20 protein-coding genes and 1 pseudogene are annotated in these 20,409 nt (G+C 60.0%); 9 read left to right on the top strand and 12 right to left on the bottom strand.

What is annotated here, in order from left to right; genetic code table 11:
- The first annotated feature begins 495 nt into the window (after window positions 1-495).
- From AC1DYW_RS01695 to AC1DYW_RS01705, 3 genes are read left to right on the top strand one after another with little or no spacing between them, the layout of a single operon-like run.
- Entirely contained in the window at window positions 496-5,142 is a 4,647-nt protein-coding gene (locus tag AC1DYW_RS01695; protein ID WP_477224898.1) for a GAF domain-containing protein, read from the top strand.
- Window positions 5,139-5,528 (top strand): response regulator, encoded by a 390-nt coding sequence (locus AC1DYW_RS01700; RefSeq protein ID WP_184873622.1) that lies wholly within the window; start codon window positions 5,139-5,141, stop codon window positions 5,526-5,528. The genes AC1DYW_RS01695 and AC1DYW_RS01700 overlap by 4 nt, the downstream gene beginning before the upstream one ends.
- Window positions 5,525-6,778, top strand: a complete 1,254-nt coding sequence (locus AC1DYW_RS01705; RefSeq protein ID WP_184873623.1) for a response regulator — start codon at window positions 5,525-5,527, stop codon at window positions 6,776-6,778. Before AC1DYW_RS01700 ends, AC1DYW_RS01705 begins: the two co-directional genes overlap by 4 nt.
- A 101-nt stretch (window positions 6,779-6,879) precedes the next feature.
- On the opposite strand, the gene AC1DYW_RS01710 is transcribed toward AC1DYW_RS01705, so the two are convergent.
- Window positions 6,880-7,131 carry a hypothetical protein gene (locus tag AC1DYW_RS01710; protein WP_477224899.1) on the bottom strand — a complete coding sequence of 84 codons (252 nt, stop codon included), beginning with the start codon at window positions 7,129-7,131 and terminating at the stop codon, window positions 6,880-6,882.
- A gap of 206 nt (window positions 7,132-7,337) precedes the next feature.
- Here AC1DYW_RS01710 and AC1DYW_RS01715 point away from each other — a divergent pair, with 206 nt between their 5' ends.
- Window positions 7,338-7,553, top strand: coding sequence for a hypothetical protein (locus AC1DYW_RS01715; protein ID WP_477224900.1), 216 nt, complete (start codon window positions 7,338-7,340; stop codon window positions 7,551-7,553).
- Between the two features lie 80 nt (window positions 7,554-7,633).
- A complete protein-coding gene (locus tag AC1DYW_RS01720; protein ID WP_457151013.1) occupies window positions 7,634-7,870 on the top strand; it encodes a hypothetical protein in 237 nt (78 codons plus the stop codon).
- Between the two features lie 112 nt (window positions 7,871-7,982).
- On the opposite strand, the gene AC1DYW_RS01725 is transcribed toward AC1DYW_RS01720, so the two are convergent.
- Window positions 7,983-8,138 carry an entericidin domain-containing protein gene (locus AC1DYW_RS01725; protein ID WP_457154839.1) on the bottom strand — a complete coding sequence of 52 codons (156 nt, stop codon included), beginning with the start codon at window positions 8,136-8,138 and terminating at the stop codon, window positions 7,983-7,985.
- Window positions 8,139-9,154: 1,016 nt separating this feature from the next.
- Window positions 9,155-9,958: a hypothetical protein gene (locus tag AC1DYW_RS01730; protein ID WP_477224901.1), complete on the bottom strand. Its 804-nt coding sequence runs from the start codon at window positions 9,956-9,958 to the stop codon at window positions 9,155-9,157.
- 512 nt (window positions 9,959-10,470) lie between these two features.
- On the opposite strand from AC1DYW_RS01730, the gene AC1DYW_RS01735 reads away from it, so the two are divergent.
- Window positions 10,471-10,671 (top strand): hypothetical protein, encoded by a 201-nt coding sequence (locus tag AC1DYW_RS01735; protein ID WP_477224902.1) that lies wholly within the window; start codon window positions 10,471-10,473, stop codon window positions 10,669-10,671.
- A gap of 1,387 nt (window positions 10,672-12,058) precedes the next feature.
- On the opposite strand, the gene AC1DYW_RS01740 is transcribed toward AC1DYW_RS01735, so the two are convergent.
- Entirely contained in the window at window positions 12,059-12,364 is a 306-nt protein-coding gene (locus AC1DYW_RS01740; RefSeq protein WP_477224903.1) for a hypothetical protein, read from the bottom strand.
- Between the two features lie 314 nt (window positions 12,365-12,678).
- Between AC1DYW_RS01740 and AC1DYW_RS01745 the strand changes: the two genes are divergently transcribed.
- Together AC1DYW_RS01745 and AC1DYW_RS01750 are read left to right on the top strand one after the other, a co-directional pair.
- Window positions 12,679-12,936 (top strand): hypothetical protein, encoded by a 258-nt coding sequence (locus AC1DYW_RS01745; protein ID WP_477224904.1) that lies wholly within the window; start codon window positions 12,679-12,681, stop codon window positions 12,934-12,936.
- Window positions 12,937-13,039: 103 nt separating this feature from the next.
- Window positions 13,040-13,546, top strand: a complete 507-nt coding sequence (locus tag AC1DYW_RS01750; RefSeq protein ID WP_477224905.1) for a hypothetical protein — start codon at window positions 13,040-13,042, stop codon at window positions 13,544-13,546.
- A gap of 524 nt (window positions 13,547-14,070) precedes the next feature.
- Here AC1DYW_RS01750 and AC1DYW_RS01755 read toward each other — a convergent pair.
- The 6 genes from AC1DYW_RS01755 to AC1DYW_RS01780 all read right to left on the bottom strand — a co-directional run bounded on the left by AC1DYW_RS01755 (window position 14,071) and on the right by AC1DYW_RS01780 (window position 16,672).
- Entirely contained in the window at window positions 14,071-14,235 is a 165-nt protein-coding gene (locus AC1DYW_RS01755; protein ID WP_477224906.1) for a hypothetical protein, read from the bottom strand.
- A gap of 177 nt (window positions 14,236-14,412) precedes the next feature.
- Window positions 14,413-14,619: a hypothetical protein gene (locus AC1DYW_RS01760; protein WP_477224907.1), complete on the bottom strand. Its 207-nt coding sequence runs from the start codon at window positions 14,617-14,619 to the stop codon at window positions 14,413-14,415.
- Window positions 14,620-14,829: 210 nt separating this feature from the next.
- A complete protein-coding gene (locus tag AC1DYW_RS01765; RefSeq protein ID WP_477224908.1) occupies window positions 14,830-15,033 on the bottom strand; it encodes a hypothetical protein in 204 nt (67 codons plus the stop codon).
- Window positions 15,034-15,155: 122 nt separating this feature from the next.
- Complete coding sequence (locus tag AC1DYW_RS01770) at window positions 15,156-15,446, bottom strand: hypothetical protein (RefSeq protein WP_477224909.1); 291 nt, start codon at window positions 15,444-15,446, stop codon at window positions 15,156-15,158.
- 492 nt (window positions 15,447-15,938) lie between these two features.
- Window positions 15,939-16,436 carry a thermonuclease family protein gene (locus tag AC1DYW_RS01775; RefSeq protein WP_477224910.1) on the bottom strand — a complete coding sequence of 166 codons (498 nt, stop codon included), beginning with the start codon at window positions 16,434-16,436 and terminating at the stop codon, window positions 15,939-15,941.
- Window positions 16,433-16,672 carry a helix-turn-helix domain-containing protein gene (locus tag AC1DYW_RS01780; RefSeq protein WP_477224911.1) on the bottom strand — a complete coding sequence of 80 codons (240 nt, stop codon included), beginning with the start codon at window positions 16,670-16,672 and terminating at the stop codon, window positions 16,433-16,435. Before AC1DYW_RS01780 ends, AC1DYW_RS01775 begins: the two co-directional genes overlap by 4 nt.
- Before the next feature lie 127 nt (window positions 16,673-16,799).
- Between AC1DYW_RS01780 and AC1DYW_RS01785 the strand changes: the two genes are divergently transcribed.
- Complete coding sequence (locus AC1DYW_RS01785) at window positions 16,800-17,798, top strand: pseudouridine synthase family protein (RefSeq protein ID WP_477224912.1); 999 nt, start codon at window positions 16,800-16,802, stop codon at window positions 17,796-17,798.
- Between the two features lie 976 nt (window positions 17,799-18,774).
- On the opposite strand, the pseudogene AC1DYW_RS01790 reads toward AC1DYW_RS01785, so the two are convergent.
- Together AC1DYW_RS01790 and gshB are read right to left on the bottom strand one after the other, a co-directional pair.
- Window positions 18,775-19,014, bottom strand: a pseudogene (locus tag AC1DYW_RS01790) (magnesium chelatase domain-containing protein); the annotation flags it as partial.
- A gap of 387 nt (window positions 19,015-19,401) precedes the next feature.
- Entirely contained in the window at window positions 19,402-20,343 is a 942-nt protein-coding gene (gene gshB, locus AC1DYW_RS01795; protein WP_457150892.1) for a glutathione synthase, read from the bottom strand.
- Window positions 20,344-20,409 lie beyond the last annotated feature (66 nt).

Consider the following 20,409-nt stretch of genomic DNA (forward strand, 5'->3'; position numbering starts at 1 on the left):
GGTTCGCTAACTTAGGTGCCCCCGACTTGCCGTCTGCCTGTCCTAAGCCAACAACGGTCAAAGCGGCCAGCACTCCAGCTGGCTGAGTCATAGCGGTGTATGATCGCAATAGCCGGTTGGATTTGGACGACAACCCTGAAAGCCGAACTAGGGCTTGCCGACCACAACTGGCGATCTGCCGTGCGCGCACTCGTTCTATCAGTCACGATGTATGCTTCCGGATGATGATGATGGGGCACCGCGGGGAACACTTGACGACCGACTGGTAGGTCAAGGTGCGAAGAAGCGGGCACTCAGCCTACGACCCCCATCTCGGACGTATTCCCTATCTGCAACAGCTCCCAAAGCCGACGCTCAGGTGCATCACCAAAGCGGCCGAGCTGCGTCACAAACGGACGTTGCAGGTCACCAAACTTGACGCTGGGCTGGCCAAAGCCGACACTCAGCAGAGAAAAAAGGAGCGCCTCAATGGGAGGGCCCGACTCCGACTCTGAGATGACGATCAGCTCGCTTCGATCCGAGTTGACAGCGGCGCGCGAAGAAAATCAGGTACGCACCGCGGAGGTCGCCAATCTCCTTGAACAGCAGAATGCGACGAGTGCGATCCTCAGGGCGATCGCCGCATCGCCGACCGACATCCAACCCGTCCTGCAGGTCGTGGCGGAGAGTGCTGCGCGCTTTTGCGACACCTACGACGCCGGCATTTTCCTAGCGCGAGACGGAACACTATTCCCCAAAGCGCACTACGGACCCATCGCCTTCGACTTCGAACCGATGCCGGTCGCACGCGATTGGGTCTGCGGTCGCGCCTTCGCCGACTGCAAGACTGTGCATGTCAACGACATAGCAGTTGCAGGTGCGGAGTTTCCTGTCAGCCAAACACTTGCCGAAAGGCTTGGCCACCGCACGATGCTCGCAACACCTCTCATGCGTGACACCGAGGCGATCGGCGCGCTCGTCATCAGGCGCATCGAGGTCAAGCCTTTCAGCGAGAAGCAGATCAAGCTGCTCAAGATTTTCGCCGACCAGGCGGTCATCGCCATCGAGAACGTGCGCCTGTTCGACGAGGTGCAGGCGCGCACGCGCGATCTCGGCGAGGCGCTGGAGCAGCAGACCGCGACCGCCGAGGTGCTCAAGGCAATCAGCCGGTCGGCCTTCGATCTCCAACCTGTACTGCAGACGCTGGTCGACTCGGCAATACGCCTGGCCGGGGCGGACATGGGCGCAATCACGTTGCGCGTTGGCGATACGTTGCGGTTCATGGCAGGCGGCGGGCAGGCTGCTGAGCTGCGTGCATACGAACGAGCCAACCCACATGTCGTGGGACGAGGGACGTTCCAGGGCCGCGCCGCGCTGGAGGGATTGACGATCCACGTGGCGGACGCGCTTGAAGACCCGGAATACGAAAGGCCGGAAGCGGCAATCATGGGCAGTTTCCGCGGAGTACTTTCTGTTCCGATGAAGCGGGGTCAGGAGACCATCGGCGTATTCGGCTTGGCGCGGCGGACGATCGGGCTATTTTCACCGCGTCAAGTCGAACTGGTCGAGAGCTTCGCCGACCAGGCCGTGATCGCGATCGAGAATGCCCGGCTGATCGAGAAAGTCGAGGGGCACAATCGTGAACTGGCCGAGTCGCTGGATCAGCAGACGGCGACCGCCGAAGTGTTGAAGACGATCAGCAGTTCGGTGTTCGATCTCGATTCCGTGCTGCATACGCTTGTGAAGTCCGCGTCCGACCTCTGTCATTCCGGGATGGGCTACATCTATCTTCGCCAGGGCGACGTGTTGCAGCCGACGGTACAGATCGGATGGAGCCAAGAATTCCAGGACCACATGAATAACCTCCCGGTCACGCCGGGCCGGGGCAGCATCGCCGCCCGTGTTGCCCAGAGCGGGTCCGTAGAGCAGATTACCGACGTTCTCGACGATCCGGAGTATACCAACATCGAAGGCCAGCGGCTCGGCGGCTTCCGCACCCTGCTGGGCGTTCCGCTGATGCGTGACGGCGCCGTGACCGGCGTCTTCGTCCTCGCCCGTTCGTCGGTCTCGCCGTTCAGTACGCGCGAAATCGAACTGGTGCAGACATTTTCGGATCAGGCGGTCATCGCGATCGAGAACGTGCGGCTGTTCGAAGAGGTGGAGTCCCGCAACCGCGACCTAGCCGAGTCGCTGGAACAGCAGATGGCCACCGGCGCAATATTGCAAGTGATCGCCGGGTCTCCTACGGATATTCAGCCTGTGCTGGACGCCGTCGCTGAAAGTGCCGCTCGGCTCTGCGACGCCTATGACGCAACGATCTATCTGCTGCGCTCCGACAGGCTGGCTGTGGGAGCGCATCACGGACCGATTCCGATTGACAGTGCTGGCTTGCCGGTCGCGCGCGACATCGTTACCGGCCGCGCCGTATTGGATCGGGTTCCGGTCCACGTTCACGACTTGACGATCGCTGGAGAGGAGTTTGCAACTGGCCGAATGATGGCTCAACGCCTTGGTTTTCGCGCGATTCTCGCCACTCCGCTGTTGCAGGAAGGAAAAGCAATCGGAGCGCTTATGATCCGGCGCATCGAGGCGCGGCCCTTTAGCGACAGCCAAATTGGCCTTCTCAAAACTTTCGCCAACCAGGCTGTCATCGCAATCGGCAATGTGAGGCTCTTCGAGGAGGTGCAGGCTCGCACCGCCGAGCTTGGCGAAGCATTACAGCAGCAGACCGCGACCGCGGATGTGCTCAAGGTCATAAGCCGCTCCGCATTCGACCTGCAGAGCGTCCTGCAGACACTTATCGATTCTGCTGTGAGGCTCTGCGGTGCGAAAACGTCTGGCATCTTTATGCGGGACGGCGATGTCTTCCGACTTGCGGCAGGCTACCACCAAACCCCGGAGTATCGCGCGTATGAAGAGGCGAATCCGAGTCCGATGAGCCGACAATCCTGGGTCGGCCGAACAGCACTCGACAAGGCAGTCGTCCATATTCCGGATGTTACCAAGGACACCGAACATGGCCTTCCCGAAGCTCCGCGACTCGGAGGTTATTCGGCTGTGCTCTGTGTACCGCTCATGCGCGAAGGATCGGTAATTGGCGTCTTCGCAATGACGCGGCCCGAACCCGGGCCCTTCACCGAGAGCCAGATCGAACTTGTCCAGACCTTTGCCGATCAGGCGGTGATCGCCATCGAGAATGTGCGCCTGTTTGAAGAGGTACAGGCACGCACGGCGGAACTGAGCGAGTCACTGCAGCAGCAAACGGCGACTGCGGATGTGCTGAAGGCGATCAGCCGCTCGACGTTCGACCTACGGGCAGTGCTCGACGCTCTAGCCGAATCGGTGACCCGGCTGTGCGAGGCGGACAACGCCTCGATCGTGCGTGAGACGGACGGCAAATTCGTCGAGGCTGCAAGTTACGGCTATCCGGCCGAGCTCGAGGAATATTTCAGCGGCTTTGTGCACGTCCCGGGGCGAGGCACCGGGGTCGGCCGAGTCCTGCTCGAAGGCAATGCCGTCCAGATTCCGGACGTGCTGGCTGACGCCGACTACACGCTGTGGGAAGGACAGCGGCTCGGCGGATACCGCACAGTGCTGGCCGTGCCGCTGCTGCGCGAGGGGGTTCCAATCGGCGTTTTCTCACTCACCCGCTCGACGGTGCGGCCCTTCACCGAAAGGCAGATCGAACTCGTAGAAACCTTTGCCGACCAGGCAGTGATCGCCATCGAAAATGTCCGTCTGTTCGACGAGGTACAGGCCCGCACGGCGGAATTGAGCGAATCGCTGCAGCTGCAGACGGCAACGGCGGATGTTCTGAAGGCGATCAGCCGTTCCACATTCGACCTGCAGCCGGTTCTCGACACGCTGGCAGAATCAGCGGCCAAGCTGTGCGACGCGGACACGAGCGTCATCTTCAAGCGTGAAGGCGATCTTTACCGGTGGTCGGCCGAGTACGGCAATTTGCCTGAAGCCGCGACTTTCGCCAAAGCCAATCCCTTCGCCGCCAGTCGCGACAGCGTCACCGGACGGGTGGCCCTCGAAGCCCGCGCCGTCCACGTTTCGGACGTCCTCGCCGACCCGGACTACGGGGCAACGCAGCTTCAGAAGCTCGGCGGCTACCGTACCATTCTATGCGTTCCGATCTTGCGCGAAGGCGCGCCGGTCGGCGTGTTCGCGCTGACGCGGTCACAGGTGCGGGACTTCACGCCGAGGCAGATCGAGCTCGTCGAGACGTTTGCCGACCAGTCCGGCATAGCGATCGAGAACGTCCGGCTGTTCGACGAGGTGCAGGCGCGTACCCGCGAATTGTCACGCTCGCTCGAAGATCTGAGGACCGCGCAGGACCGCCTCGTGCAAACGGAGAAGCTCGCCTCACTCGGCCAGTTGACCGCCGGTATCGCCCACGAGATCAAGAACCCGCTCAACTTCGTCAACAACTTCTCAACGCTCTCCGGCGAACTCATCGATGATTTGAACAGTGTGCTGGCCGGAGCGCCTTTGGAGGCATCCGTGCGCGAAGAGGTAGGCGAGCTGACAGCCATTCTCAAGAGCAATCTCGACAAGGTGGTCCAGCACGGCAAGCGGGCCGATTCCATTGTCAGGAACATGCTGCTGCATTCGCGCGCAGGTTCAGGAGAGCATCGTGCGATTGACATCAATGCCATCGTGGAGGAGAGCCTGAACCTTGCCTATCACGGGGCGCGCGCCGAAAAGCCGGGATTCAACGTCACGCTGACGCGGAATTTCGACCCGCAGGCGGGGGATGTCGATCTCTACCCGCAGGAGATCACGCGGGTGCTTCTCAACCTCATCTCCAACGGCTTTTATGCAACAGCCAAGCGCAGCGCCGCGGCGAATGGCGCGGGCTATGAGCCGACGCTCTCCGCCACCACCATGAGTCTCGGCGACCGTGTCGAAATCAGGATCCGCGACAACGGCACCGGCATTCCGCCGGAGGTGAAGGAGAAGATGTTCAATCCATTCTTCACGACCAAGCCAGCCGGCGAGGGTACCGGGCTCGGCCTGTCGCTCAGCCACGACATCATCGTCAAACAGCATGCTGGCACGATCGACGTCATCAGCCAGCCAGGCGAGTTCACCGAGTTTCGGATTGTGCTGCCGCGCGCTGCGGCCTCGCTCGCAAAATCGGGAGGTGAAGAATGAACCTCCTCATCCTGGTCGTCGACGACGAGCCCGACGTCGAGCCGCTGTTTCGCCAGCAGTTCCGCCGCGACATCCGAGCCAGCCGCTTCACCATGGAGTTCGCGCAATCGGCGGTGGATGCGTTGGAGCAGATAGACCACGCCGAAGGGGTGACACTGATCCTGGTGCTGTCCGACATCAACATGCCCGGCATGAGCGGGCTCGAGCTGCTGCCGAAGATCAAGGTGCAGCGGCCGGACGTCCCGGTCATCATGATCACCGCCTATGGCGACGCCGAAACCAAGCGCAAGGTCTTGGAGAACGGCGCCGAAGCGCTGCTGACCAAGCCGATCGACTTTGCGGCGCTCAGGCAACAGATCGAAACACGGCTGGGAATGGTGGCGTGACGGCGCGCATCCTTGTGGTCGACGACGAGCCGGACCTTGAGGTCTTGATCGTCCAGAAGTTCCGGCGTCAGATCCGCGACGGCGCGGTCATTTTCCTGTTTGCCAGCGATGGTGTGGACGCCCTGTCCGTCATCGACGGCAACAGCGACATCGACATGGTGCTGTGCGACATCAACATGCCCCGCATGGACGGCCTGTCGCTGCTGGAGAAGCTGCAGCAGGCCGAGGGGCAGCAGCTTTCGACGGTCATCGTCTCCGCTTACGGTGACATGGCCAACATCCGCACTGCGATGAACCGCGGCGCCTTCGACTTCATCACCAAGCCGATCGACTTTGCCGACTTGGAGACCACGATTGCCAAGACCTTGAAGCATCGCGAGGTGCTGCACGAGGCGCATCGGCGGCAAGCGGTCGCGGAGCGCGCGCATGCATCGCTGTCGCGCTACTTCTCGCCCAATCTTGCCGAGCGGCTGGCCGGCGACGCCGACGGGTTGGCGCTAGCCGGGCAGTGGCGCGAGGTCGCCTCGCTGTTCACCGACATTACCAGCTTCACCACGCTGGTGGAAACGATCGACCCCGCCACGCTAGGCGCGCTCCTCAACGACTATTTGGCCGGCATGACCGACGTCGTGTTCGCGCATGAAGGTACCGTCGCCAAGATCGTCGGCGATGCACTACATGTGCTCTTCGGCGCTCCTGGCGAGCAGCAGGACCATGCGGCGCGCGCGGTTGCCTGCGCGCTCGAGCTCGACGCGCTGTCGCAATCGTTCCGCGATAGCTGGCGCGACAAGGGCGTCGCGGTCGGTACGACCCGCATCGGCGTCCATGCAGGTCCGGCGCTGGTCGGAAATTTCGGCGGAGGCCGCTTCTTCGACTACACGGCCTATGGCGACACTATCAATATCGCGGCGCGGCTGGAAAGCGCCAACAAGCAGCTGGGCACGCGTATCTGCGTCAGCGGGAGCGCGGCTGCAAGGGTCGACGGCTTCCGCGGACGGCCGGTCGGCGATCTGATACTGCGCGGCAGGGCCGAGGCGCTGCGCGCGTTCGAGCCTTTGTCGTCAAAACAGTATGATGATCCTTCGACGGCGAGCTATCTCGAAGCCTTCGGCAGATTGGAGGCGGGCGATGCAAACGCGGTTACGGCTTTCGCCGCGCAGATCGGCAAATGTCCGGACGACCAGCTCGCCAGCTTCCATCTCAAGCGGCTGCTCAACGGCGCCAAGGGAACGCGGATCAGCCTCGACTGATGTGGTCAGCTACCAAGCTCTGGGTCTCGACGAGAGCTGAGCCCTTTCGGCGTTCAAGGCGCGCATCGCCAGGAACTGGTGGACGCTAAGATCGTCGAACATCAGGGCAGGATCGCACCAGAACGGCGATGTAGAGCAGGCAGAGGGGGCGATAACGCGTTGTCTTCTTGCTGAACGGGCCGGCTCCCCTTTTCGGCCAGTCGCTTACGCCTCTGTTCGCGGAAGGCTGTCATGCCATAGCGGGTGATGCCATAGAACAACAGGCCAAAAATCAGCCCGAGTGGCACCGCACCGCACAGCATGGGCTTTAAGACCGGTGCAGCCGCGGCTACCACGCCTGCCAGTCCCGCCATGTGTCGTGTGCCGACCGCATGCACCGAATGGTCCCCTAACGGCGACCGATGTCGTCAAGTCGATCATACATCCATTCGCGAGCGCTAATAAGGGAAAAAGGCGTGAAACGGTTTGGCTAACACAACCGTTCATCACGGCGCTCTAAAGCACGGAACATTTTAGCATGAGCCGCATTCCATCGGTCAGTTAGCCAAGGGAGGCTTTCTTGACCCAACGACGCGTCGACAAGGAACGGATTGACCGCGCTGATCGCGAATCGAAACTGACGATCGAGGCTGAGCGTCTAGCGAGAGATGCCAAGACGGCGCGACTGCGCGAGCAGCGCCTTTCTGTGGAAGCATCTATCGAAAAGACGGCTCCGGTCAAACGTCGTCAACCGGCAGCCAAGAAGCCAGGTCGGAAGATTATCGAGGTCGACTAGCACGCGTGGGAACCGAACGCTAAGCACGCACGCATTGCTCCAGGATTTTCGAGAGGAAGATTGAAGGCTATATCAGCCGGATGGCAAAGGGCTGGACGTTTCAATCACTGATCGACGCGAAGATGACGGTGACGGCGTTTTGCCATTACGCGCCTTGCAACCATAGCCAGTCGCTCGACCTAGTGAAGCTCCGCGATCGGTTCGGACCGGATGCGCCGGCAATGGCAGATGACCTCGTTCGAAAACTGAAATGCGGCAGGTGTGGCGGCAGGAAAGTCGGCCTGATCTATACGCCGGACAGCAGTCCCGGCGCCTAAAAGGGGAAATCCAAGGGCAATTAGTGAAGCGCGAGCACAACGCGCTTCGGCCTGAAAAAGAAAGGGCCGCCCAATCATGGCGGCCATTCACTTGGGCAGACCACCGCGAGGCTCAGTTCGCGGCGGTGGCAACTCTCTTGCCGGCGTTCTGGGTAGCGTTGACGGTGTTGGCAGCATCCTTGCCGGCGCCACGGATTGTGTTTGCGCAGGCCGATACCAAAAGCGCACTGGCGAGCAGCGCGATGACTGCATATGTGGATGTTTTCATGGACGGTTTATCCCTCTCTCGGTAGACTCGCCCTACAGCAACGAAAGCCGGCTCAGTCTGGTTCCATGGCCAAGCCACAAAGAGGAAAACAGACCAAGCGCGCGAGGTGTTGGCCGTCAAGGAACAGCCGGTTACTGTCCACAGGCTTGGCGCGATATATGAGTTGGCGGCTTCTGATCGGGCCGCTCTTTGCCGAGGCGCGGGAAGAGATAGCCGACAACCGTGTTCGAGAAAAGGGCCTTTGCCATGGCGAAGGAGATCGGCGACAAGGTGAGGATCGAGGAGATCACGCCAAAGCCGAAGAGGCGATAAGGTCGTTACTTCTTCGGCGTCTGAGGTGGCACTAGTGTGACATAAGGTGTCCTCGGCTCCCTTGCCGGGCTCCCGGTAATACGGTGCCGACTCGCCGGGTGGTCCGAGCGATTTGAATTTGAAGCCGGGCCTTGGGAGGATCGATTGGGAACCCCGAAAGGGGAGGATCGAACCCCTTCGGCGTTACTAATCTTCATCGCCATTGTGACGCCTGCATGAAGCCAACCAAGGTGCTAAATATATGCAGATTGACTAAAAATAAGCAGTTCCGTTGATGTCGCCATTGCCAGTGCTTCGCGTCCGAGCTTGATCGTGCTGCAAACATTACCGGGCACACCTCGTTGGCCCGTGCTCTGCCTCCCCCGTCAGGGCGCTGCGGCATTGTCAGGTTCGCAGGGGGGCTGGCCTTTGAAGGCACGAGCAAGGCATCCATACTTGTCGAACGTCTGACCGGTTTCCCTCGCAGCTTTGGCCATACCACAGCCCGAAATGGCCAGGCAGGAGAGCAGAGCAATCGCGGTTCTCTTAGCGAGCATCGATTTCTTCCTCAGTGGCGGGCTTCCGTTTTTGCCGCGTCCAGCTCCTTGAAGGCGCCAGAACCGGTAGTCGGCTTCCCGTCCAGCAAAGCGCGCCTCCAAGGCGCAGCAGGCCGCTGCGGTCGGCGCTTCAGGTCCACATTCAACGCCGGAATTCCTTTACTTGCCTCACTGCGGAACGTGCAGCAGGTCACGCAGGTGGATCGGCAAGCTGGGCGAAGCGCCCAATTCGGCGCAACTCGCCTCCCATCGCCCGAGATACTCGCCGATCGGCACACCCGTGCGGCCGGGCCAGCGGTTGAGTGCGCCGAGCGCCTCGACGCACTGCGGCGCGCGGTCGTATGCGGCAAGGATGGTCACAGACATCGCCCGGGCGAACGGATTGAGGGCGGGCATCTCAATCTCGCCGCGATGGTCGGCGAACCACGCCGCGGCGTCGCGCGTCAGCCCCTGGCTGCCGGCGAGCGCGGAATAGCCTCGGATGATGTTCTCGCGGTACGCGGCAATGGCATCGCCGAAAGCGTTGTCGCCGGTGAACGGCGGGTTCTCCTTCCAGTCCTCCGTCAGACGCCCGAGGCCGCGCAGCGAGAATGCTTCAACCATCGCTTCCTCGAGCCACTGGCAGGGCGTTGCCGGCTTGGCATCCGGCTGCCAGCTATTAGCAAACACGTGGCCGAGCTCGTGTCCGAACTGGTAGGTTAGCTTCGACCAATCGCGCTCCCCGATGTCGACAATGATCCAGGCCATGCTGCTGCCGTCGGGATGCAGCCAGACCGCCGGCGTGCCGGAAGTGTGCTCGTCGACACGCAGGCGCGTCGGCTGGCGGTCGGAGAGCAGGCGGACGCCGTCAAGGCATGCATGCCGCATGCGCTCGACGACCTGATCTGCTGCGCCATCCAGCATGCGGCCCCAGTCGCCGGCAAGCTCTATAGGAGCGGTGAGGAGGATTTTTGAAGTTTCCGTCGTCGTCATCGGTTCCTCATCGCACGTTTGTTGATGCGCAACGCCCCGCCGGCGCTCTAAAATGCCGACCGGCGCGCATCATTGCCCGCGCAATCGCAAGCTGCTTTTCCGATGTCGCTGCGTTCACGCTGTATCAGGCCAAGCTGCCGGCCGACCTGCCATCGCTGACTGCATGATCGCCTGGCTGGCCTTCAACCGCCTGCCCCTTCGACTAGAATGCGCGCTTCCCGCATGAGCGATGGCCAATTGTGGGGCCCAAGGAAGGCGATAAGCTCGCGTGCTTGTGCTTCGGTGATGCCTGTCTCTTTGACCAAGCGCTGAACTGCAACGGTTACAGCGCTTAGCGGTACTTCGGTCATGCTAAGGCGCAACGTAGCAAGGGGCTTCTAGTTCCGTAGATAAATGACTCGCTAGCCCACTGTCGGAAGCGTACACTCCCGAAGTCGCCCGCACCTTGCTCGGCAAACGGGCGCTTGGAAGTCAACTCAGGTGCTCCCGCCCAACTAACGCGGGAGGCTCTTGTGGCCCAAGCTTGTCAGCGAGAATCTGAAGCCGTTTCTGCCTTTGATTGCGACGTCATTCGCGAGGCGTTCAAAAAGTTCGTTCTCGAAGAGAACATCCCAGCCGATCAATGGCGCAATCATGCCACGGCTTTGATCCGCGCCTTTACCGGCTTGGAGGAAATCGACTCCGAGATGCTCGAATGGATTGTGCGGAAGTAGCCAGCACTGTGGTTCCTGACTAACAAATTACGAGTGCGTTCCGCGAAGGCGCAATGGAACATTAGAGCATTCTAATAGTTGTTTGGTTGGCAGGGGCAACCAACATCCCCGGCAAGTCCCCATGATCCCTAAGGGACGGCCCGCCGCTGCCGTGAATGGAGCGGCGGGTTCTTAAAGGTTACGGACTTATGATGGCGAGATGAGCACACGCGGCGTCAACTTCCTGCACAAATGACGGGGAAGGAAGTCGAGTTCATCCCGTGGAACACCACCGGACCGGTGCGGCCTCCTACGGCTGGGTAGCGGCGATCAAAGGCGCGATGACCAATCGGGCGCGTCCGCTTGTAAAAACAGATATATGCCGACCACGATTAGTACCGCCAGCACGATCCAGATCGTGAGCTTCATCTTGTCCATGCCGGGCAGGTAATCAGTATGGGTCCGCGCCGCAATTCAAATGGCCGTGTGCGAATTAAATTGAAAACCTGCCACCGTGAGGCTCGCTGTACCTCATTCGGATGTACCTCATAGGGCCATCTTGCATTCCGTGTGCGCCATTTGCACTCCATTCAGCAATGGTCCGCTTCAGGGAAACCCTCACGCGCGACGCCGAGCGGTTGGCTTTCGACGAGAAGAAGAAGGCCGGAGACCTAAGGCGCAGACTGGAACTGCACGATGAAGCCAAGGCAAAACTGGAATCCGATCTGGACGACAAGGTCGCTGCCTGTGCCCGCCTAGATACGTATCAGCCCCTTATAGACGATACGCCTCAATGCCCGCGCTGCTGGATATGGCGAGCAAGGCAGGAGCCCATGGTTAACCACGGCAGACAAGACCAGAATTTGTTCAAGTGCCATGAGTGTGGGTACCTCGCGTTCTCGTGCCTTGAAGAGGCCAATCACCGTTAAGCAGCGGGCTTTATTCCATGAAACCTGCGGTTTGATCACGTTCGGCCCACTAGGTTGACGGGACATTAGTGACTTCTAAATATTCTCGCTTGCGGCAGGCGGTGCCCTCCATCGCTTGCCGAAGATCGGGTGTCCTTCCTGATCGGCCCGCGCCCCCGCAAGCGGCGCGGGCTTTCAGCGGGGGAAAGAGATGCCTGAAAAGCCGGTAACGACCTTCGTCGTGAGCGTGTTCGAGAAGCCGCATTGGCGCACCCTGCTGACCACCAAGGACAAGGCCAAGGCGCTGGCCTGGGCAAGGGAGATCGGCGACAAGGTGCGGGTCGAGGAGATCACGCCGAAGGGTGAAGAGGCACTGACAGCTTTAGCCTGCCAATGCATGCCCTATGGCGATGCCCAGGCCGATAGCAAGGCCGCCAGCAAGCTTGTAGGCCAAGTCGAGGGCAAAGCGCCGGATGGGGCTCCACACGTCCTTCATGGCGTTATCGCACCAGTAGATTGTAGCTCGGTTCCTCACAGTGATAGACGCGGCATTGGCCGTCGCGGGTTGGAACGGCGGCGGACATCGGCACGTCGGGCCAGTCGCACTCATTGCCGAACTGGCGCACATAGCGGTCATATGTGTTGGGGCCGGTGGTCAGCACCACGGCGTGCCGGCTCTGGATCAACTGCTGAAGCTGCTCGCAGCTCATCGTGCGCGTGTCGGGCCGAGCCTCGGCGACACTCGTGGCACAACAAACTGCTATCCCGGCAAGAAAGGCGATCGACGGACTTTTCGTGGCCAACATAACGGAACTCCCGATCATGGTCCGCAGCATCACGCCAAAGCTTCGCTCCCGCAAGGGCGCGCTTGCAACAACGGGGCATGGCTTAAGCCACAGGCAAGCGCCAGGACGCGCGGGGCGCGTCGGCACTGAATCAGACCCTCCCGCGCCTAAGGATATCGGCAAGGTGCCCCATAACGGGTCAACAGGTCTGGCACCGCAATTGCATTGACAGACATGGGGTTGGGGTACCCGTCGCTTCGCAAATGAGGCGGCGGGCCTTGCTAAATGAGATTTCCATGAGGGAGCCGTTGGGGAACGGCCAGTGGGGTAGGCCAGTGTTTTTTCCGCAGTTCCTGGTGGGGATGTTCACCACGTCGGCCGTAGTGGCGATCTGGACTTACCTGGCAACGGGTTCGTTCTGGAGGGCGATGGCCTGGACCTTCCTCGCCTTGATCATATTGCAGGTTGGATATCTGCTGTTGGCATATGGCCTTTTCTATCTACGCCCGACGAAGGGCATAGAAGAAAAACCGGAGCCTCCTCAGCCCATTCGTCGCGATGGTGGTGTTTCATCACCAGGCAGCCGACCATGACCGACAAGCCCTCCACAACCTACGTGGTGAATGCTGCAAGGTAAGGCGCCCATGCCGGCCTGGAAACCGACGTTCGATCGACAATGACAAGATAGCGCGCGCCATGTGGGGCATGTGGGACTTAAGTCTGATCGAAAAACGCAATGGTCTTACCGATGACGTTGCGTGGAACAGCCTACGTTTACGGATGTTGTTTCTCGGAAAAGTTCGGAGAATTCAGATGGATAGAAGCGTTCGTCAGCGCGTTGGAATGACAGAACGGCGGATAGCAATCAAGGAAGGCTATGCAAACAACGAAAGCCCGAAAGTTATAGCCACACGGCTTAACTGTAGCGTGGCTTCTGTTAAGGCTACTGCCAGCCAGTTGGGCATCACCCGCACCCAGAAAGCCGCGGCAGACTTTCGGCGTGGCTTCGCAGTCCCCGCAGATATGCTGGTGTACTACAAGAAACTGTTGGCCAAGCAATTCAGCGCCAAGGAAAGTGGAAAGCTGCTGGGGTTGGTCTCGGAACAGGGTGAAATGAGCGAACGCACAGTGCAAGAGAGTGAATTATTTGATTACCGCCAAGACGCCAATTGCTGTCTGCTAGCTGTTTCGTGGATGCGATGAACGTGCCCGCGCAAGTTGCGCAGATCACAGGCGCGCTCGGGAGATCGCTGGATTTGAAATCGCGGCGAAACCCCGCCGGCCACGAGCAGTCCGCCGCGTGCCCCCACGCGACGGACCTCTGATGGAGCGGCTACACCCCAAAGGAATCAACCGCTTGTAGTTTGTATTGTGAACAGCGGGATCGCGTTAGCCTATGGTGTGATCGCGGAAGCCCAAAGGTGCGGATTGAGGAGATCACGCCGAGGCCGAAGAGGCGCTAGCCCTTCTGCGGGTTCATGAACCATAGGATTGCTGCGGCGGAGATCAGGATAGAAGCAATAATTCGGCCGTCCCCGACGCTTACATCAGAGGGAGCAAAAAAGATCCCGTTAAAGCCCGGTGAAGCCCAGGTGCAAAGTCCAACGATCATAAACATCGCCGCGATCGACTTATTCACAATCTACCCCCTCCCAAAAACTGCATCCTCTCCAAAGGATGCAGCGCAAAGCTTCGCCCCCCCCGTAAGGGCGGTCGGCGACAGTCAGCTATTTTATGATTGTCGGGTGAGGCTTGCCACTGTCGCGAAGAGCCTTCGCCAGCTTGTCGAACAGGTGCGGGTTGCCTCTGGCGCTGGCGGCATCTGCGTTCACCGTCGAAAGACCCTGGCCCTCGATGCTCAGATGGATCTCCTTTTCACCGTCGAACCACACGCCGATCTTCGGCTATGCAGTCTTCCCGCTACGCTCCGCCATGACTCGTTCCCCTTTTCAACCTCACCCCGGCGCCGCCCGGCGGACAACCCTAGCGCAACAGCAAGTAGGCGCCCATGCCGGCCATCAGGAGGCAAGCGGCCATCCCGATCATATCGCGCTGCCTTTAGCGCCAGATCATTGGACCGTCGGCTTCGGTATGAACTTGGGCGATTGTAGATCGCGGCCCAATTTAGTTGCCTGAGCGGGTCTGAGGATGACCGGGACAACATCGCCTTCGGTCGGGAACAGTAGTAGAACGACGCCTCCGACTGCTTCACTCATGGCCACCTCCCACTTGTCGATGGCAATTGCTTGCTTCTCGCTGTTGATCTCTGCTGCCATTGGATTGCCCCATCTCTTTATTTCCCCAAGGGCAGCATCGCGCAACCTGTGCGCGAAGGCAAGCTTAGGAAGAAGAAGGCCGGCGCCAGAGGGGGAGGTTGCCTGAAAGGCGCCGGCCAAGCGGAAAAGGTCCGCCGCAGCGTTAGATTAGCTGAGTCTTGACGCTGCGTCATGCCGGCAAGTGTCGAGGCGCAATCGCTGCGATGCTCCTTACTCTGCCGACCCATTGTCGGCAAAGGGTGAGGCGCTCGGGACGCACTGCAGCGACCAACCGGCCGGCGCTGGCTGTTTCTGATATTCGGTGATGGCGGTAGAGCATTGTTCACGCGTGTCGAAGGTGCTTGGCAGCACGACCAATCCTCCCTGCGGACCGGCGATTACCAGATACCAGATCAACGCTGTGGTCGAAGCCATGGTAGATTCCTTCTTCCACCCGCTCGGGAGCCGCGATGGGTCGGACGACGCCAATTAGACTTCGGCCGGGTGGCGAAAGCATGGCCGGCGCGCAAGTTGGGTGTAATCGCGGAAGCCTTTGCTCAAGCGCTCCCGTCTGTCTCGCTTTCTTCATCGATCATCCGGACCGGCAGATAAGCGTTCGTTTCCAGCCACTCCCGCAGCACGATCTGAATGAGATCCGACTTACCGATACCCATTTCGGCGGCTATGGAATTGAGCGCATCTTCTGTCGCCGGTTCCAGTGGCACGCCTGCGACGTTCCGGAGCATCAACGCAGCGCGGCGAAGGATGATCTGCAGATCCGCACGCGGTATATCCGCAATGCGGTCGGCGGCACTCTCAAGCTCTTCGGCGATGGATGCTCGGGTCATGATCGAAGCGCCTCCGTATCGCGCGTTACAGAAACCGATGTGCTATCCAGACCAGCACTAGGCCAATGACCGCTGCAAAGATCCCGGTGCTCTCAGCCTTTTTTCGGGGCCTCCCAGGCTTCCGCTTTTCTCCCGACGTCTGCACATCCACCCAGCCATCTAACAGCTTCGTGGTTATTGTCGTCTTTCCAGTCTTGTTGCTGTGTGTGGTCGTCTGACGTTTGCCCTGCTTTGTCGTGGTGGACGATAAGCTCCCGTTCTTGTCGTAATTATAGGTGATGCCGCCCAGCCTCTTTCGCCTGCCGCGACGCCTCATCGTCATTATCTGCCCCTCTCGCTGTCCCATTCCGCAAGCATCGCGCCTCAGCCAGCCGGCAATAGCCAAAGCTGCGAAGAGATATCGCTTGCGCATAGAATTTGTTCCCGCAGCGTGCAGTGAACTGCAAAAGGTTCGCCATCGCAAGGCGGCCAAGAGCTGATTGCGCAAGTAGCTTATTGGACCGTCATCTGCTTGCGCCATTCCCACGGCCTTTCGAACGATCCGTCCCACATACCGCGCTTGGCTGCCTGGGCCTCGTTCTGAGCCTTTGTGTAAAATCCTGCGCTGTATCGCGGCCAATCAAGCGTGTACCCTCGTCTAACCATCCATTCGCCGATGTCGACACCGCCGGCCGTGCAGACGGCAACCATGCGTCTGAATTGGTCCCGATCAACCTCAATGCACGACGTCGGACGATGAGACTTCAGGAAGTCTGCTAGGGCGAGAGACGCCTTCTGCCCGCAGCGGTATTTCTTCCAAGCCGCGTCCAAGCAGAGTTGAGCGCTTTCAGGTGCGTCGATGCCGCTCAAGCGAATTCGCTGCCCGTGCATTTCTATGGTGTCGCCATCAACGACCGACGGAACACCGACCAGCGGAGTCGCGGTTGCGGGGGCGCCGAACAACCCCACGATGAGTGCGCCAAAGAGTGCGCAGGGTGCGTTGGCAGTCACGACTGTTCCCTTAGCTGCACTCCTGGCCGGCCATGGTTCAAGAACTCAATGCCACGGCCCTCCAAGGCTCGTTGCACGGCCTGGACGTTTTGAGCTCTGCCGGCTATCGGACCGGCGCCTGCGGCCTCCATGCTGCGAACGGTGTTGACGTTGACGCCGACAAGTTCTGCAAGGTCCTTCTGCTCGATGCCGACCAAGGCGCGAGCGGCTTTCAACTGATTTCCGGTAGTAAGCATTTTCTATCTCACATTGCCTTTTCTAGTTATCATACCTAGAAACCCATTGACAATGACTTAACTTGGTTTTAGGTTACCGGACATAGTAAACAGGTTTCTATAACTAGAAATGTCCAGAAGGTACCACATGCCGAACACCGCTGTTCGGGCTGCCGCCGAAGGCATGCCCAAAGTCAACCACAGAACCGCTCTCGCCGTCACACCCATTAACGAGGAAGAAACCATGATGACCATCTCGCCAGGATTTCCCCAACTTCGCCGGCTCTTCGGCTCGTTCAACCGCCGCGACTCAGCGACCATCAATGAGCAAGCAAGGCCGGTCACAATCGAAGTAGGGAGTTCAATCATGAACCAGCATGTCAACCGTCGCCATCTTGTTACCAGCACTGCCGCTCTGACCGCATCCATCTGCGGCGGCTCAGTGGTAGGTGTATTGGCTGGAGAAGAGCCGGTTGGTGACCTGGGGGTTGCGGAGCAACTCCTTCAATTGGCCGCCCAGTTCAGGGATGCGGCCAAGGCAATCGACCCCACGATAACGGGCGCCTGGCTTGGGCAGGCTGTCCCTGTCCAGAGTGATGAGGAAGGCGTTTTGAACTCCGTCTACCTGGAGAGGAAACACGATCCATTCGTCAGGAAGGCGGCTCCGCCAGTCCCGTCGCAGGTGGCAATCCTCGAAGCTGCTTTTCATGCCGAGTGGAAAAAGCTTCGCGCCTTAGAGCCGGCGCTAAACGCAGCAGAGCAACGCTATTTTGACATCAAGGGCCGGCGACCTGTCATGGGCGAAATGACAGCGGAGGAAGTCGAACGGATTCGGCGGACGGCTGTCGCTGATCTCGCAGAGCTGCCGCCGAGCCGCGCCAGCGTCGAACATACAGAGGCCATGCGCGCCTATAACAAGGCCGATGCTGCCGCCCGGCGCAAGACAGGCTATGGCAGGCTCGATCGAGAATACTCCAAACAGACCCACCGCACGGGGAACGCAGCTAACGCGCTGCTTCGCTACCCTGCAAAGACGCTGGCCGATCTCGCGGCGAAGGAGCGAGTGCATCGCACGTGGGAATTTGACGGCCAGGACTTCAATTGCATCATGGATGACATTGCTCGGTTGGCTAGCAAGACGATCTGAACAAATGCCCTTCGGACACTTGAGGCCCGCCGCCCACGGCAGCGGGCCTGTGTTTGCCCGACCGGGCCGTCACTCTCAATGGTTATGGGACTGCTGGAATCCGGCCACGTCGTATTGAGATACACTCTTCGGATTGTTTGAGTTCTGCGGTTGCTCGCCCGCGTAGTGTGTCCCCGCATTACAGTCGGGGTTGAAGGCTGAGCCCGGAGCGACAGCGGCGTGGCCAGGGGTAGCACTTCCTGTTGCAGTGGTTCCAATCGCTTGGCTGGGCTGGCCTGGCGACCCGGTTACGGTGTGGACATTGCCAGCTAAAGCCGTGCCGGCGGAGGCTACGAGCAAGCCCAGCATTGTCGGAATGAAGGGATGTTTCATGGCTGTTCTCCCAAAGCGTTTCGGTAGGGCGCTCGGATCTTGGGAGCACCCGGCGAACTAGCTTTTGGGACCACCACTCATCCGGAGGATCGCGAACTCGTGATGTCGCTGCCTCACGGTGTCGGGCTTTTTAAGGGCGCTTTGGGAACAAAGAGAGCGGCGATCCGGTTTCAGGGATGGGAGGAAGTGGATATGCAAAACAAAATCAAAGATCGGCCACCGAAGCAGCCCGACCCGAAGCAGACACCTGTCCGTCGTCTAGACAAGGAAGCGTCACCAGAGCCTAAGCATATCGATCCGCCACCGCGCGATGTGCGAGAGGCTCCGGCACCAAATCCAAACGGCGATAAGCATTAACCGCTGGCACCAATCTTGTGGCAAAAAAGTCACGCAGCTTGAATATGCAGGGCTTCAACCGGCGCGAGCTTATTATCCAGCTAGGCGAGGCGTACCGTTGTTTCGCGGGCATAGGGGACACCCGGCACTCCTCCCGAACTAGCGCCCGCTGCCTCTTCCCTGGTGGCGGGCTTTTTCATGGTGAGCATCTGGTGAGTGGGAATCCGCGCGGCTTCAAAAAGCCCGCAAATCAGCGGCCTGTGCCAAAGTAATGGCTGCCCTCCTTGGGCAGGTCCGCCGGGGCCAGATTGACGGTGACCTTCTTCGACGGCATCGACAGGCCCGAGGCATGCAGGGCCGCCTGCACCCGCTCGCGGCTTTCGGCTACCGCCTTGTCGGCCAGGCCGACGATGTGCATGTTGACCTTGCCAGGCGCGATCATCACCTGCACGTCGACCGGCACGGCCTCGATGCCCTGGAAAGCGACCGTGCGAACCCGCGCCACCATTTTATGCCCCCGGATAGTGGTTCGCTTATGCCTTGGCGATCAAGGCGCGAGTGAGATCGGACAAGACAACCACAGATTTCGGAGTTAGGCAAGAACATTACAAGAACATGCGGTTGCTTTACGCAAGCCGAAGAAGCTACCGGCAAGCACGCACCGTTCATGAGTCGGCTTCGATCGGAAGCTTGGGTGATTAACTGTCGCGCAACTAACGGGAAACAGCAAGGTCAGTGGGTGGGAAGAAAGCCCATCGCCGGTGTCGATCCGCACTGGGCCATACATCGAATCGATCAAATCAGGAACATTGCAGGAATACCCAGCCCCGCCGGTCGCGGCCGGGTTGTGCCCGGTTGAAAAAGCGGAACATGGTTAAGACAAAATGAAAACGGCTTACTTCCGCTTGTCCTCGACCGCGTCCCAGAACAGGCTGGCGATGTCGGCGCCGCCAAAGCGCCTGACTTCGCGCACGCCGGTTGGCGACGTTACGTTGATCTCAGTCATGTAGTCGCCGATGACGTCGATGCCGACGAGGATGAAGCCGCGCGATTTCAGCGCCGGCCCGATGCGGGCGCAGATTTCGCGCTCGCGCGTCGTCAGCTCGGTCTTTTCGGCACGGCCGCCGACATGCATGTTGGAACGGGAATCGTGCTCGGCCGGTACCCGGTTGATGGCGCCGACCGGCTCGCCGTCGATCAGGATGATACGCTTGTCGCCCTTGCGCACATCCTTCAAATAGCGCTGCACGATATAGGGCTCGCGGAACATCTGGCCGAACATTTCGAGCAGCGAGGCAAGGTTGCGGTCGGCCTCCAGCATGTGGAAGATGCCGGCTCCGCCATTGCCGTAGAGCGGCTTGATGATGATGTCGCCGAACTCCTTGCGGAAGGCGGCGACTTCAAGCGGATCCTTGGTGATCAGCGTGTCCGGCATCAGGTCGGGAAACTCGGTGACGAAGATCTTTTCCGGGCTGTTGCGCACCCAGGCCGGGTCGTTGACCACCAGCGTCTTCGGGTGGATGCGTTCGAGGATATGCGTGGTAGTAATGTAGTTCATGTCGAAAGGCGGATCCTGGCGCAGCAGGACGACATCCATTTCCTCCAGATCGGTGCGCACCTTTTCGCCCAGCGAATAATGGTTGCCCTTCTCGTCGCGCACCTGCATCTCCTCGATGCGGGCAAATACCTTGCCCTCGCGCAGCGATAGCCGGTCGGGCGTGTAGTGGAACAGCTGATGACCGCGCCGCTGCGCTTCCAGCGACAGCGCGAAGGATGTGTCCCCGGCGATCGATACGGTGGAGATGTGGTCCATCTGGACGGCGATTTTCAGCTTCATGGCAGGTCTCCGGCGGCTCGGATGGGCTACTGTCTTGCCTGTACAGGCTCACTGCCCGTCTGCCAA

It is taken from the genome of Mesorhizobium sp. P2_D5, assembly GCF_056404355.1.